The 14650-nt window shown below is 60.7% G+C and carries 14 protein-coding genes; 11 read left to right on the top strand and 3 right to left on the bottom strand.

The window, feature by feature from the left end; translation table 11 throughout:
* The first annotated feature begins 24 nt into the window (after positions 1-24).
* Positions 25-1011, top strand: a complete 987-nt coding sequence (locus IVB42_RS32130) for a pyridoxamine 5'-phosphate oxidase family protein (protein ID WP_247369534.1) — start codon at positions 25-27, stop codon at positions 1009-1011.
* A gap of 220 nt (positions 1012-1231) precedes the next feature.
* Here IVB42_RS32130 and IVB42_RS32125 read toward each other — a convergent pair whose 3' ends face one another.
* Positions 1232-2731: a CoA-acylating methylmalonate-semialdehyde dehydrogenase gene (locus IVB42_RS32125; RefSeq protein WP_247285545.1), complete on the bottom strand. Its 1500-nt coding sequence runs from the start codon at positions 2729-2731 to the stop codon at positions 1232-1234.
* A gap of 106 nt (positions 2732-2837) precedes the next feature.
* On the opposite strand from IVB42_RS32125, the gene IVB42_RS32120 reads away from it, so the two are divergent.
* Positions 2838-3725: a LysR family transcriptional regulator gene (locus IVB42_RS32120; protein ID WP_247299985.1), complete on the top strand. Its 888-nt coding sequence runs from the start codon at positions 2838-2840 to the stop codon at positions 3723-3725.
* Here the strand turns inward: IVB42_RS32120 and IVB42_RS32115 are convergent.
* A complete protein-coding gene (locus IVB42_RS32115; protein WP_247299987.1) occupies positions 3691-4638 on the bottom strand; it encodes a LysR family transcriptional regulator in 948 nt (315 codons plus the stop codon). The two genes, IVB42_RS32120 and IVB42_RS32115, sit on opposite strands and share 35 nt — an antisense overlap.
* A 114-nt stretch (positions 4639-4752) precedes the next feature.
* Between IVB42_RS32115 and IVB42_RS32110 the strand changes: the two genes are divergently transcribed.
* From IVB42_RS32110 to IVB42_RS32070, 9 genes are all read left to right on the top strand, one after another.
* The gene (locus IVB42_RS32110; protein ID WP_247455009.1) at positions 4753-5742 is read left to right on the top strand and encodes a nitronate monooxygenase; all 990 of its coding nucleotides are present in this window, start codon (positions 4753-4755) and stop codon (positions 5740-5742) included.
* 103 nt (positions 5743-5845) lie between these two features.
* Positions 5846-7201, top strand: coding sequence for an MFS transporter (locus tag IVB42_RS32105; protein ID WP_247371534.1), 1356 nt, complete (start codon positions 5846-5848; stop codon positions 7199-7201).
* On the top strand, positions 7158-8759 hold the full coding sequence (locus IVB42_RS32100; protein ID WP_247455006.1) for a branched-chain amino acid ABC transporter substrate-binding protein: 1602 nt from the start codon (positions 7158-7160) through the stop codon (positions 8757-8759). The genes IVB42_RS32105 and IVB42_RS32100 overlap by 44 nt, the downstream gene beginning before the upstream one ends.
* Positions 8760-8797: 38 nt before the next feature.
* On the top strand, positions 8798-9547 hold the full coding sequence (locus tag IVB42_RS32095) for a branched-chain amino acid ABC transporter permease (protein ID WP_247471804.1): 750 nt from the start codon (positions 8798-8800) through the stop codon (positions 9545-9547).
* Entirely contained in the window at positions 9448-9717 is a 270-nt protein-coding gene (locus IVB42_RS32090; protein WP_247471802.1) for a hypothetical protein, read from the top strand. Before IVB42_RS32095 ends, IVB42_RS32090 begins: the two co-directional genes overlap by 100 nt.
* A 1-nt stretch (position 9718) precedes the next feature.
* Complete coding sequence (locus IVB42_RS32085; RefSeq protein ID WP_247471800.1) at positions 9719-10918, top strand: branched-chain amino acid ABC transporter permease; 1200 nt, start codon at positions 9719-9721, stop codon at positions 10916-10918.
* The gene (locus IVB42_RS32080) at positions 10915-11694 is read left to right on the top strand and encodes an ABC transporter ATP-binding protein (RefSeq protein WP_247369525.1); all 780 of its coding nucleotides are present in this window, start codon (positions 10915-10917) and stop codon (positions 11692-11694) included. The genes IVB42_RS32085 and IVB42_RS32080 overlap by 4 nt, the downstream gene beginning before the upstream one ends.
* Positions 11691-12428, top strand: coding sequence for an ABC transporter ATP-binding protein (locus tag IVB42_RS32075; RefSeq protein WP_247471798.1), 738 nt, complete (start codon positions 11691-11693; stop codon positions 12426-12428). Before IVB42_RS32080 ends, IVB42_RS32075 begins: the two co-directional genes overlap by 4 nt.
* Before the next feature lie 15 nt (positions 12429-12443).
* Positions 12444-13496 (top strand): phenylacetaldoxime dehydratase family protein, encoded by a 1053-nt coding sequence (locus tag IVB42_RS32070; protein WP_018458442.1) that lies wholly within the window; start codon positions 12444-12446, stop codon positions 13494-13496.
* 15 nt (positions 13497-13511) lie between these two features.
* Here IVB42_RS32070 and IVB42_RS32065 read toward each other — a convergent pair whose 3' ends face one another.
* Positions 13512-14375 carry a LysR family transcriptional regulator gene (locus IVB42_RS32065; RefSeq protein ID WP_247369523.1) on the bottom strand — a complete coding sequence of 288 codons (864 nt, stop codon included), beginning with the start codon at positions 14373-14375 and terminating at the stop codon, positions 13512-13514.
* Positions 14376-14650 lie beyond the last annotated feature (275 nt).

Raw genomic sequence — 14650 nt, 5'->3', positions numbered from 1 at the left:
GCAAATCTTCTTCGAGGTGCGGTCATGACCAGCCTTTCCGAACGGAGCTCGTCTCCTTTTCACCAGGGCGAGATCGACGTGCAGCGACGCGTCGGCGTGGCCGACAGAATGAGCGAGCGCGGGAAAACCTCCATCCGCACATGGATGCCCGATCAGCACCGTGAATTCTTCGCAGGACTCGAATACCTCCTTGTCGGCTCGTCGGACCGAGCGGGCTGGCCGATCCCTTCGGTCCTGTTTGGCCCGCGCGGATTCGTCTCTTCACCGGATCCAGGACGGCTGCGCATCGGATCGTTACCGAAAACCTTCGACCTGCTCGGAACGAATCTTTCCGTGGGCGCCAGCTTGGGAGTGCTGGGCATAGACCTGACCAATCGTCGGCGAAACCGCATGAACGGAACGCTGATCACCCTCGACCAGACAAGTTTCGAGGTGGCGGTCGTGCAGAGCTTTGGCAATTGCCCTCAATACATCCACACGCGCCATATCAGCGCGGCACCATCCGCTGCGCCGGAGCAACTCGGTCCCGGCGAGGTCGAGGCGTTCGCCGTCTTGGACGATGCGGCACGAGAGCTGATCCGCCAGTCGGCGACCTTCTTCGTCGCCTCATGTGCGGCTTCAGATGACGGATCATCGTTCGATTGCGATATTTCTCACCGCGGCGGTAAGCCAGGCTTCATTCACGTGGCGGATAACCAGATCACCGTTCCGGACTTTGCGGGTAATTCCTTTTTCAACACGCTTGGGAATTTTATGTCCAATCCCAGGGCGGGACTGCTTTTTGTCGACTTTGTCGTCGGCGATGTCCTAATCCTGCACGGGACGATCGAGTTGCTCTGGAATGATCCGCCGATTCAGGGCTTCAAGGGCGCCGAGCGCGCCTGGCGGCTTCATGTCACGGCCGGCCGGAGAGTGCGCGCTGCGGCGATCCCTCTCATCGGAGAGGTGGTCGAATATTCTCCGAGGGCGCTCACCACGGGAGCTTGGCCGAGAGGTGAGCGTTCCCAGTGACCCAATGGAGCTGAGGAGAGCGAGCATGACAGCCTCGAGCGGCCGATGGAGATCGACAGGGCCAATCTGATCCCGGCCCGAGATTCTAGGGCGATATTCACGGATTGATCGGCCGAATTCAGCTCTCTGGCGCGACTGCCAGAGTTCACCATTTGGGGGCCGGGCCAACTGGCGGGTTAAGAAGGCCGTGGAGCTGCCACGGCCTTCCATTCGGAGAAGATCAGGACATCGTCGGCATCACGAACTCGGCGCCGGCCCGGATGCCGGTCGGCCAACGGGTCGTGATCGTTTTCAGCTTGGTATAAAAGCGAACGCCCTCGGGGCCATGCATGTGATGGTCGCCGAACAGAGAGGCTTTCCATCCGCCGAACGAATGGAATGCCATCGGCACCGGGATCGGTACGTTGATGCCCACCATGCCGACCTGGATCTGATGCGCAAACTCACGCGCCGCATCGCCATCCCTGGTAAAGATTGCGGTGCCGTTGCCGAACTCGTGTTGGTTGATCATGTCGGCCGCCTCGTCATAAGACTTGGCCCGGGCCACCACGAGCACCGGTCCGAAGATCTCTTCGCGATAGATCTTCATGTCCGTGGTCGCGCGATCAAACAGGCTGCCGCCGATGAAGTAGCCCTTCTCGTAGCCCTGGCGATGGAAATCGCGCCCGTCCACAATCAGCTTCGCGCCTTCGTCAACGCCGGCGTCAATATAGCCTCGGACTTTGTCGAGGTGCTGCTTCGTCACCAGCGGGCCCATCTCGGCCTCGGGGTCGGTACCGGGACCAATGTTAAGCGCGCGGACCTTGGGCGCCAGCTTTTCGATCAGACGATCGGCGGTGGTGTCGCCGATCGGAACGGCTACCGAGATCGCCATGCAGCGCTCGCCGGCGGAGCCATAAGCCGCGCCCATGAGAGCGTCGACGGCCTGGTCCATGTCGGCGTCAGGCATCACGATCATGTGGTTCTTGGCGCCGCCCAGCGCCTGGCAGCGCTTGCCGTGGCTGGTCGCCGTCTCATAGATGTATCGCGCAATCGGCGTCGAGCCGACGAAGCTGACCGCCACGATATCGGGATCCGTTAGGATGGCATCCACCGCTTCCTTGTCGCCATGCACGACATTGAACACGCCGTCGGGCAGCCCGGCCTCCTTCAGCCACTGCGCAAGCACGAGCGAGGCCGAGGGATCGCGCTCCGACGGCTTGAGGATAAACGTATTGCCGCAGGCCAGCGCAACCGGGAACATCCACATCGGGACCATTGCCGGGAAATTGAATGGCGTGATGCCAGCGACCACCCCGAGCGGTTGACGCAGCGAGTGGCTGTCGACACGGGTCCCGACATTCTCGGTGATCTCTCCCTTGAGCAGTTGCGGCGCGCCGGTCGCGAACTCCACCACCTCCATGCCGCGTTGGATCTCGCCCTTCGCGTCCGAAAGCACCTTGCCGTGTTCGGCGGTGATCACTTGGGCAAGTTCATCGATTCGATCCTCCATGATCCGCAGGAAACGGTTGAGAATACGAGCACGGCGCAGTGGCGGTGTGTTCGCCCAGCCCGGGAAGGCCTTGCGGGCGGCTGCAGCGGCCGACCGCACGTCTTGCGTCGTGGCAAGTCCGAGCGTTGCCGATTGCTCGCCGGTCGCGGGATTGTAAACCGGCGCGGTGCGAGGGCCGCGGCTCGGCACCAGCTCGCCATTGATGAAATTCAGAATAGTCACGGGCATTGGCTGCTCTCCCTAACATGATGCTTGATCGAGCCAGATATGCAGCGCATAAAAATGCGGTATCAACGGCCGAATTCGCGGCTCCGTTGTGCAGAAAGTGTAGTCAATGGATTGGGAGCGCGTTCGGATATTCCTAGAAGTGGCGCGTGCCGGCCAGATTCTGAAGGCCTCGAAAAGCCTACGGCTGAACCATGCAACGGTCGCCCGGCAACTGACCGCGCTGGAGAGTAGCTTGAATGCCAAACTGCTCGAACGACACACTACAGGCTGCACGCTGACGGCGGCGGGCGAGGCGCTCGTCGCGGCTGCCGAGCGCGCAGAGAGCGAATTCCTCAAAGTGGGATCGAGCATTGGAGGCGCGGCCGAGGCCCTCACCGGAACCGTGCGCGTAGGGGCACCGGACGGGCTTGGCAACTACTTCCTGGCCGATCGGCTGGGCTCGCTGGCCGCGAAGCACCCGGGCCTTGTCATTCAACTCGTGCCGCTTCCGCGCACATTCTCCCTGTCAAGGCGCGAGGCCGACGTTGCGATCACGCTGGACCGGCCCAAGCAGGGTAAGCTGATCCTGTCCAAACTCACCGACTATACGCTCAGTGTCTATGCTGCTGATGCTTATCTCGCGCGCGAGGGTCCCATCAGGACGCAGGCCGATCTTGCCGGCCGCCTGTTCGTCACCCAGGTCGAGGATTTCGTCTACAGCAGGGCATTGGACTATGCCTCAGTGCTCGGCCGGCTCATGTCGCGACGCTATGAATGCGGTAGCGTCGTTGCGCAGATGGAGGCCGTTCGTGGTGGACACGGCGTCGGAATCCTTCATGATTACGTGGCCCAGCGCTATCCCGAATTGCAGCGTCTGCTTCCCGACATTCGTTTCGTGCGGAATTACTGGCTGACGTCGCATCCCGATACGCACGAAACGCGGCGGGTTGCAGAAGTGCATCGCTTTATCGTGGCATCAGTCAAGGCGGCGAGGTCGTCTTTCGAGGCTGCTTGAGCGCCACTGCCGGTTGCTCGGGCGGGGCTGTTTGGTTCGTTCCCGATCCGGCGCATTCCATGAACGCCCGCAGGGCGGAGGACACGAATGCGTCCTTGCGGTGAACGAAAACCGTGGTGGCACTGCCGGTCCCGTTCGGCAGCGAATGCAGGCGGATCAAGCCCTGTCGTTCGGCAGAATCAGCGACGACGCGCGGCACCAATGACAGCCCGACCGAAGCCGCCACACAACCGATGATTCCGTCGAGCGTTCCCATTTCCATCCAGCGCAGGTCGACGAAACCACGATGCGCAAGATATTCGGACAGGCGCTGTCGATAGGAGCAGCCGGCACGAAACACGATCACCTTCCGGCCGCTTCCCGAAGCCAGGAATTTGCCGAGGTGTTGGGGGGACGTCACCATCGGCGGCGTGATCAGCACCAGCTCCTCCTCCACGATCGGTGTGCAGGTCAGTTCACCGTGCGTGACCGGTGCAGAGACAAAAGCTCCGTCAAGCTTCCGAGACAATACGCAGTCGACCAGCGCTGCGGTCGGGCCTGTCTCGATTTGGACGTCAACATCGGGATAAGCGATGCCGTAGTGGGTGAGCAACGGTGGTAGGCGTAACGCCGCCGTCGTCTCCATTGATCCAATGCGCAGCTCGCCGCCCGGCCACGCCTCGTCCTTCACTGCGCAATGCGCCTCGGCCAACAGATCGCTGATGCGCTTGGCGTAAGGAAGCAGCCTGTTGCCCATGGAGGTGAGCGTAACGCCTTTCTTGGACCGATCAAAAAGTCGGACACCGAGCTGGTTCTCCAGCGCTCGAATTCGCTGGGTCACGTTCGATTGCACGGTGTGGAGATTGTGGGCGGCGCGGCCGATTCCGCCGGCCGTGGCGACCGCGGAAAAGAAATTCAGATCCGTGCTGTCCATGTGGTCATCTCCCGGAATGATGACTCTGATCAATAATAATCACTTTTATGTTGTCAACAGCCAATCTAGCTTCCCAGTATCCGAGACGGGCATAAGCCTAGGAGAGGAAGAGACATGGCTATCAAGACGAGACTGACCGAATTTTTTGGGCTCGAGCACCCGATCGTGCTGGCGCCGATGGATCCGGCCTCCGGCGGCGAGCTGGCCTCCGCGGTTTCCGCGGCAGGTGCTCTCGGCCTTCTCGGCGGCGGCTATGCCAACCGCGCCTGGTTCGAAGAACAGTCCGCAAAGGTGAGCCGCCCGGACGTCGGCTGTGGATTCATCACCTGGGCGCTGGCGAACGATCCGGGTCTGCTCGATCTCGCTCTGGAGCGGCACAAGAAAGCGATCATGCTGTCGTTCTCGGATCCTGCGCCATATGCCCCGAAAGTGAAGCAGGCCGGCATCCCCCTGATCTGTCAGGTGCATACGCTCGAGCATGCCCAGCGGGCGATCGACGTCGGCGCGGACGTTATCATCGCACAGGGTACGGAGGCCGGCGGCCACGGACTCACGGCGCGCTCGACGATGCCGTTCGTTCCTGCAGTCGCCGATATGATCGCGCAACGAGCGCCGCGCGTTCTCCTTCTTGCCGCCGGAGGCATTGCTGACGGGCGCGGTCTCGCCGCCGCGCTAATGCTAGGTGCCGACGGTGCTTTGATCGGATCGCGGTTTTGGGCCACGCAAGAGTCGGTCATTCATCGCAACGCCAAGGAAAAGGTGCTGGCAGCCACCGGCGATGAAACGATCCGGACACGTGTCTACGACGTTGTCCGCAAAAAGGCTTGGCCCTCGGAGTACACTGGACGCCTGATGAAGAACGGCTTCATCGAAAGGTGGCATGGCCGGGAAGACGAGCTGCGCACACTGCAAGAAGCCGAGCTGCAGCGCGTCGAGAAGGCGTGGGTCTCCGGCGACTACGATACGGCCAATGTCACGGTCGGAGAAGCAATCGGTCTCATCAACGACATTCCAACCGCCGGTGAGCTGGTGAAGCGAATTTCGGCAGAAGCAAGCGCATGTCTTGCGCACTATGCGCCGACCCGAAATTCTATCGCGGCCTAACGGGTCCGCAACTTTCTACGTATTGCCGGGTGGAGAAGGGGCGTGCGCTGCGGCGCGCGCGCCCGGGAAAACACGTGCCCAACAAGGCCCATGGAGAGATATGATGAGCGAACCTAAAGCGGACGCCCCGAACCTGAGCATCTGGACGGTGGTGCTTGCCTCAAGTGCAGGCACGGTTATCGAATGGTATGACTTCTATCTCTATGGAAGCCTTGCCGTGTTCTTTTCGACCCTTTTTTACCCCGCCAATGATCCCACCGCCGCCGTCTTGATCAGTGTTGCGACCTTTGCGACCGGATTCGTCATCCGGCCGTTCGGTGCCATCCTGTTCGGCAGTCTTGGCGACCGATTGGGACGCAAGCACACGTTTCTGCTGACACTTATCTTAATGGGGATTTCGACCACCGCGGTCGGCCTTTTGCCGACATATGAAACTATCGGCTTTGCTGCACCTGTCGCGTTGGTCTTGCTCCGTTTGGTACAGGGCTTGGCCATCGGCGGCGAGTACGGTGGCGCTGCCATCTATGTGGCTGAGCATGCACCGGTAAACCGTCGAGGCTTCTTCACCAGTTTTATCCAGACCACAGCCACCTTGGGCTTCTTCGTTGCAATTCTGGTCGTGCTGGCGTGTCGGCTATCGCTCGGGGAGGAAGGTTTCCGTGCTTGGGGCTGGCGTATCCCGTTCTTGCTGTCTGCACTTCTCGTCGTGTTTTCGATCTATCTTCGTCTGAAGCTGAGCGAGTCGCCGGTTTTCGAGCAGATGCGCCAGGCCGGCAAGGTCTCGCGCGCGCCGGTTCGCGAAAGTTTTGGCACGAGACAAGGGTTGGGTTATGCGCTCTATGCTCTCTTCGGCGCGACGGCGGGTCTGGGATGCGTGTGGTACACCGGACAATTCTATGCGCTGTATTTCCTGCAGAGCGTTCTCAAGGTGGACTTCCTGACGGCAAATGTCTGCGTCGCCGTTGCTCTAGCCCTTGGCACGCCCCTGATCGTCGTGAGCGGGGCCCTGTCAGACCGCATCGGACGCCGCCCGCTGATTGTCGCCGGCCTGCTGCTCGCCGCCGCGCTCTACGTCCCCATCTACATGGGGATTGCAAGCGCCACGGCTGCGCACAATTACGTGGTCGTCACCGCGCTAATCCTGGCGCAACTCATCTTCGTAGCGCTGGTCTACGGGCCGAATGCCGCATTTCTCGTCGAGCTCTTTCCGGCGCGGCTGCGATATACTTCGCTGTCGCTTCCCTATCACATCGGCACCGGGATATTCGGCGGCTTCGTTCCGCTGATCAGCCTCTCGCTCGTCAGCTACACCGGCAACATCTACGCCGGCCTGATCTATCCCATCGCGATCGCACTGATGACCGCGGCGGTTAATGTCCTCTGCCTGCCTAAGACTGTCGCAGTCGACCTTTCCAGTGAATTCGACAACACACCGGCAGCCAGCCGCCAGATCGCATGAGCCGCCAATTGCCATCAAGGTGTTCGTGCAAGACCCTTTGCACGAACGCCCCGCGGGAATTTGCCGTGGCGATGGTATGAAGGATTTATTCGACGTCTGCGATGAGCCCCTGGCTGTCGTGATTACGAAGACTACCTCCCTCGACTTGTCGCAGATGTCCTGCGACCCAGTCACCCCGTTGCCGATTGCAACGGGGTGTTTTTTTTGCGTCCGCATCCGCCTCGTCGAAGGCAATCCGTTGCCAAAAGCAGCAGCAATCTGTCTCGATTGTAGGCGATCATCGCCGGTCCACCTGCTCGTGCTCCGTTGCGCACGCCCATTTGCGAAGATTCGCACTGTCTCGCTCGTGCGCGATGGATACAGTTTTTCCGAGCAGGGGAGGGCATTGCCAATGAAGCTGATAAACAAATTGTTGCTGCTGACATGCGGCGCGCTGGTCGCGGTGGCGACCGGAACAGTTCCGGTCTTGGCCAAGGAGACCGTAAAGCTTGCGTTTATTGGACCATTGTCGGGCGGGAATTCAGCTCCCGGTATCGGGGGCCGCAATTCCACGCAGTTGGCCGTGCAATTGAGAAACGCCGACCCATCGGCAAAGTACATTTTCGAGCTCGTCACCTTGGACGACGAATGCAAGCCGAATATCGGCATCCAGGTCGCAACCAAGGCCGCATCGGATCGTAGCATCATCGCCGGTGTGACCCACTATTGCTCTGCCGTAGGCATCGCGACGGTTGATACCTATGCCCGGTTCGGATTGCCGGTCGTGGTGTGGGGCGCCATCCTGCCCGAGATCACCTATGGCAACGACTACCACGAAATTCATCGCGTCAACGGGACGATGATCAATGAAGGCAAGCTCGCAGCGGAGTTCCTCACCAAGCAGGGTTTCCTGAAATACGTTGTCGTTCACGACACCACCGACTACGGCAAGGGACAGAACAAATATTTCAGCGAATATCTCAAATTGGCCGGCGGCGAGATCGTCGCGATTTTTCCGGTCAGCCCGGATCAGCAGGACTTCACGGCTGAGCTCACCAAGATCAAGGAGCTGAAGCCAGATCTGATCATGGTGGGCGGCCTGACGCCGCTCGGCGTCCGATTGCGGGCTCAAATGGATCGGGTCGGTGTCACCGCTCAGCTTGCGGGCGTCTCTGGCATCATGAACGCAGGCTTCCTGGAAGGCGCAGGTGCCGCGGCGGAAGGAACGATTTCCTTCCACAACGGTGCTCCCATCACCAAATATGAGCAGGGTCAAGCGTTTCTCGACGCATACGCCAAGGCGGGCTTTCGCGAAGACCCGGACGCCTATGGCCCCTTCGCCTACTCCGCCGCCACTCTGATCATGGATGCGATCGAGAAGGTTGGCCCCGACCGCGCCAAGGTCAAGGACCTGCTCAATACGACCAAGGCATACAAGTCGCTGGTCGGCGAGATCAATTTCGACGACCACAGGCAGAACATTCTGAGGGCCAACGTCTATGTCGCCCAGGATGGTAAATGGGTCTATTGGCCGGATAGCGAATATGCCGCCAGCAAACGAAAACTCCGCCTCAATTGACCAGACGTCATGCGACGCCCTAGCGTGCGGAGACATTGATGGACATCGGGATCGTAGCGCAGCAGCTGTTCAACGGCCTCATGCTGGGGGTGATCTACTCAATGATCGCCGTTGGATTTTCGCTGTTCTTTGGGGTGCTCGACGTCATCAAGTTCTCGCATGGTGACGTCGTGACGCTCGGAAGTTTTTCAGCCTTGGGAGCCGCCGGCGTTTCGGGAGCTCTCTTTGCGCTGCCCCCTGCGCTGGCCTTGCTCACCGGTTTGGCGGCTGCGGTCGGCGCCGGGGCGCTCGCGGGCATCGTGATCGGGAGGATTCTTGTGATCCCCTTGCGCGGCGCCCCCAGCATCAATGTGCTGCTCGCGACCTTAATGGCCGGCACCGTGCTACGCGAGGCCATCCGGCTTGGCGTGCCCAACGGCGGCAACCCGAAGCCGTTTCCGGCTCTGTTGCCGAGTGGCATGATCAATGCCGGTTCCTTCAGTGTGGGTATCGATAGTGTGATCATCGTATGTGCCGGACTGCTGTTGGTGGTGGGAACGCATCTGTTCGTGACCCGCACCCGGTTCGGGCTCTCGATCCGCGCCGTGGCCCAGGATGACGAGGTTGCACGCCTTGCAGGCATCGACCAGCAGCGCGTCGTGCTGGGACCTTCGCATTGGGATCGGGGCTCGCCGCCTTTGCCGGCTGCATGCTCGGGCTGTATTACCGCGAGATCAGCTTCAACATGGGCGTTCTGCTCGGCATTATCGGATTCGCCTCGGCTGTGGTGGGCGGTCTTGGAAGCCTGATCGGGCCGATCATCGGGGGATTTCTATTCGCCGGCGTGCAGACGCTGGTTGTGGTGGCGATGCCGATCTCGAGCGCTTATCGCGATGTGGTGGCCTTTGCCGTCATCATCATCCTGATTGCGTTGTTCCCGACAGGAATCATTGCAGAACAGCGCAGCGAACGGGTGTGACATGAGCAGCCTTTCAAGCCCGGCTCCCTCGCTCTCCGTCCCACGGATTCGTCGTCATCCGCGCGCCCTCGTCGCAGCCGTGGTGGCGCTCCTGTTTTCCGGCGGCGGCGTGATGATGCACGCCGAATCCCAGCCCGTCGTTCTCGCCTTGCTCGCAGCCTTCGTTCTGGCGTTTGGAGTGTCCGATCGAACGCAGATCGGCCGGGAGATTGCCGCCACCTGCGGCGACTACCGAGGCGTTGCCAATGGCATGGCATTGCTGTGTGCGTTGATCCTGATTGTCCTGTTTCACGCCGATCACTACGCGCTTCTCATGTTGTCAACGGTAGCAATCTTCTCGACTGCCTGCATCGCTCTCAACTTGCAGCTCGCATTCGCCGGCATCGCCAACTTCGCAGGCGCGGCCTTCTTCGTCGTGGGATCATATACGGCCGCCCTAGTGACTGCATACAGCACCGTTCCGCGCACATTTGCGCCGTTGATCGGCGCGATTGTGACGGGTGCAATGGGCCTCGTGCTGTTGCTGCCGGTGCTGCGAACGCGCGGGCACTATGCCGCGCTCGTGACGATCGCCTTCGGCGTGCTGCTGCGGACCTGGCTCGAAGTCAACGACGTCCTCGGCGGGCCCCAGGGGCTGAAGATCGGAAGCTTCTCGATCATGGGGCTCGATTTCGCCCGGCTCAAACAGATTGGTCCATGGAGCGTGTCGTTCTATCTGCCCTATGCAACGCTCTCGGTCTGCATGTTCGGCCTCGTGTTCATCCTCGTCCGTCGTCTGGAAAACTCGTGGGTCGGCATCGCCCTGGACGTTGTCCGCAGCGATGAGACCGCCGCGGCGGTGTTCGGCCTGTCAATCCGGCTGTGGAAGGTCGTCGGCTTTGTCCTCGGCAACGCCATCATCGGCATGGCTGGAGCGCTCTACGGGATGATGAACGGGTTCGTGACACCCAACGGCGCGGGCCTCGGGGACTCCCTGCTGATGCTCTCAATCGTGGTGCTGGGCGGAATCGGCAATTTGTGGGGCTCCGTCGTAGCCGCCCTGATCATCCTGGAAGTGCCGGAAAAGCTGCAGTCGATCCAGGAATTCCGCCTGTTGCTGTTCGCCTTGCTCGTGCTCGTCATCTTGCTGTTCCGCCCGGGCGGCATCCTGCCTCGTCCGGTGAGGGACCTGTCCCGCTTCATCGACGGAGCGCCAAAATGAGTAGCACTCTGCTGCATTGTGCCGGTCTCACCAAGACATTCGGCGGGCTGGTCGCGCTCGACCGTTTCGACGTCGAGATCGGCCGCGGCGAGACGATCGGGCTGGTCGGGCCCAACGGATCGGGGAAGACGACATTCTTCAACGTCATCACGGGACTTTACGACCCGAACGCGGGAACGATCCGGCTCGATGGCCGCGACCTCTTTGGCTGTGCGCCCCAGATGATCGGTCGTGCCGGTGTCGCGCGAACCTTTCAGCGATCGAGGCTGATGCTCGATCAGAGCGTGTTCGACAATATTGCGGTCGGAGCCCTCTGCCATTGCGATCTCGGTCTCCTTACAAATATGTTTCGGCGCGCGCGGTGGGGCAGAGAGCTGCGGGAGACGGTCAATCGCGCAAGGGAGATTGCGTCCCGCTTCAACGCCGCGATTGCCGACCGGCTGTTCCAGCCTGTGAGCTCTTTCGCGATGATCGATCGTCGGCGGATCGAGATCTGCCGGGCGCTGATCGGCAGGCCGCGCCTGCTGTTGCTGGATGAGCCCTCCGCCGGTATGACCCCGGATGAGACGCGCGAACTCATGGACGATCTCCTCGCATTCAGGTCCGAGATGCCGGACCTCGCCGTGGTCCTGGTGGAGCACGAAATGGACGTCATCCGGCGTGTCTCCAATCGCTGCATCGTGCTCAATTTCGGCCGAAAAGTCTTCGAAGGCAGTTTTGACGGGTTGATAGCCGACCCCGAAGTGCAGGCAGCTTATCTCGGGATAGGGCAATGATCAGCGTGCGACGAACCGCGGCGCGGACGTTGTCGGCCAATGCGATCAACGCCGGCTACGATCGCGCTGACGTTCTGAAGAACGTGACCATCGAGGTCAGGCCCGGTACGGTAACGGTCATCCTGGGGGCCAACGGCGCCGGCAAAAGCACGTTGATCCGGGCCATCCTCGGGTTGACCCGGATCCGGAAAGGCGAGGTTCGCTTTGGGCACGTAGCGACTACAAACATGCCTACCCACAAGATCGCGGCCCTCGGGATCGCGACGGTCCCGGAAGGCAATCGCGTGATGCCGCGCATGAGCGTCCTTGATAACCTCAAGGTGGGCGGATTGATCATGCGTGACGACAGGCGCGTTGCGGCCCGGATGGAGGAGATGTTCGAGGTGTTCCCGCGTCTGAAGGAGCGGCGAAGCCAGCTCGCGGGAACACTGTCCGGCGGTGAGCGGTCGATGCTCTCCATCGCGCGAGGGCTGATGGCCGATCCGGAACTCGTGATCTTCGACGAGCCCTCGCTCGGACTGTCGCCGTTATTTGTCTCGGAGGTTTTCGGAATAGTCCGACAACTGAAGACAGCCGGGCTTTCGGTTCTGCTGATCGAGCAGAACGTGCGTCAAACGCTCGACGTGGCCGATTACGGCTACGTGCTGGCACAAGGACTCGTTGTCGCCAAAGGAAGCGCTGAACTCTTGAAAGAGAATTCCGAGCTTCACAAGGCATATTTTGGAATCCACTAGGGAACGGAGCTCGCTATGAATTTTCAGGTGTTGGAGCGGATCAATCCGCTGCGTAAGCCGAAAGGTTTCGAGCCGGTGGTCCAGCGTTGGTCCGTCGGTTTCCCACGCAAATGCGACGCCTTGTGTGTTGCATTTCACGGCATCCAGGGACCGAACGCGGAAGCCGTCTACAAGTCCGGCTTCATACGGTGGATGTCCGAAGCCGTCAGCCTGCCGAACGGCCCGCACGTGCACGATCATGCGTGGTTCGTCGATCACAACGGCCTCTATACGCATGTGGTTGCGAGCTATTGGGTTGACCGGACCCGTCGTGATGATTGGCTCGAAGATAGTCGCGTGGCAAATTGGTGGAACGATTCGGCGAGGTGTTCGGAGGCAACGGGCTACTTCCGTGAGAGCTTGACCGTTCCGATTGAACGCCTTGAGACGCTGTATTGGAACGATTATCCAGCCGGAATGAGTCGCTCTAACGAAGTGGCGCTCTACCCGACACCGTATTGCGGCTACTACGGCGCGATGCGCGACCGGATCCCACTCGCGGCGGTCGATCCCTTGCCGTCGGCGCTGCCTGAGCTCCCATCCGCGACGCCGCGCGAGACCAGGTCCAATCGGTGGCGGATCGCTACGCCCCGGAACCTCACGGTGATTCGGTCGGCGGCCTTTTGGGGGCGCTGCGATGCCGACCAAACCGAAGATTACATGCGCGACCTGCGAGCTCCCCTCGAACGCGGAATGGACTTCTTGCGCGAAAGTCCTGAGGCAACGGGTTGCTGCTCGCTGCGGTTTCAGCAAACATGCGATGTCGGCGGGGCACCCGAGCTCGAGACTCATGCGCTCGGATATTTTCTCTCGCTCGGCCACATGGAGAACTGGGCTGAGCATCATCCGTCGCACGGGGCGATCTTCCGCGCCGCAATGGCCCGTTACCGCAAGTTCGGCGCGAAGAACCAGCTCAGAACCTGGCATGAAGTCTTCGTGCTGCCGGAGAACAACCAGCTTTTCGAGTATGTCAACTGCGCACCAGGCACGGGCCTATTGAACTACTTCGAAGGCGAGCGGCGGTCCTAGGCTGGACGGCTCGAGTTACGGCCAGAATTCGATCAGATCGAACAGGGCTGTCATCGCGCTCGATACATAGACATCCTTTCGCCAGACGAACACCGTCTCAACGGCCGTCCGGGAAGGCGGCAACGCATGCGCAGCGACCCTGCCGTCCCGGGCGGCAGCTGCAATGACACCTCTCGGCATCAAGGTGACACCAAGGCCGACGGAGACGCAACTGATGATGGCGTCGAGAGAACCAAGCTCTTGCGGCTCGGACAGAGTGATCCCCATTTCCATCAGCATCGTCTCCAGACGGGTGCGATAAGAGCAGCCGGTCTGAAAGACGATCATCTTCAAGGGCCCGATGGCAGCCAGGTCCTTTGTCCGGACCGAAGGGGTCGTTACCAGCACGAGCTCCTCGTGGAAGAAAGGCCGTTGATGCAGGTCCGGGTGATCGACCGGGCCCGCGACAAACGCGCCGTCGAGACGATACTCGAGGACGTCATTCAACAAGCGTGTAGTGTTTCCGGTCGTGATCGTGAGCTGGACGTGGGGACAGGCGCTGGCAAACCTTGGCAGAAGCGGAGACAATCGCAACGCGGTGGTCGTCTCGAGGCTTCCGATCAGCAGAGTGCCCCTCGGCACACCATCATCCCGTGCCGCAGCTCGGGCATCCGCGGCAAGTTTTGAAAGCCTCGCGACATAGGGGAGGACCCTGCGGGCTGCCGGGGTTGGCGTTACGCCCCGTGCGTGACGCTCGAAGAGTGAAATGCCAAGCTTGCCCTCAAGCACTCGGATACGAGTTGTGACTTTGGATTGAGCAGTACACAGCTGCGTTGCCGCACGGCTGATACTTCCAAGACGCAGAACCGTCTCGAACACTTTGAGATCGGAGAGATCCATTCCAGTCCACTCTTGAAGCCAGCAGCAGCAACATTTTGAATGACGTCACAATCATCCTAACGACCAATGTGGGCCGCGTGAAAGACGCATTGGGGAACCATGCGGCGCGCGTCGTCATCTAGAGACGAGATGACCGTCATCTCAACTGGTAATGGTTCGCCGCGAACCGCAGTGATCGCAACGAGGCTTGCATAAACTCACATCCCAGCGCCCTTGTTCGACTGGCCCTGATATCAAGGTGGCCCTGTGGGCTAAAGGCAATTTTTATCAATGTG

This window comes from Bradyrhizobium sp. 45 (assembly GCF_023073155.1).
GTDB classification, from domain to species: domain Bacteria; phylum Pseudomonadota; class Alphaproteobacteria; order Rhizobiales; family Xanthobacteraceae; genus Bradyrhizobium; species Bradyrhizobium canariense_D.
Note: the sequence above shows the minus strand (reverse complement) of the source record. Positions and strands in the feature narration are given on the sequence as shown.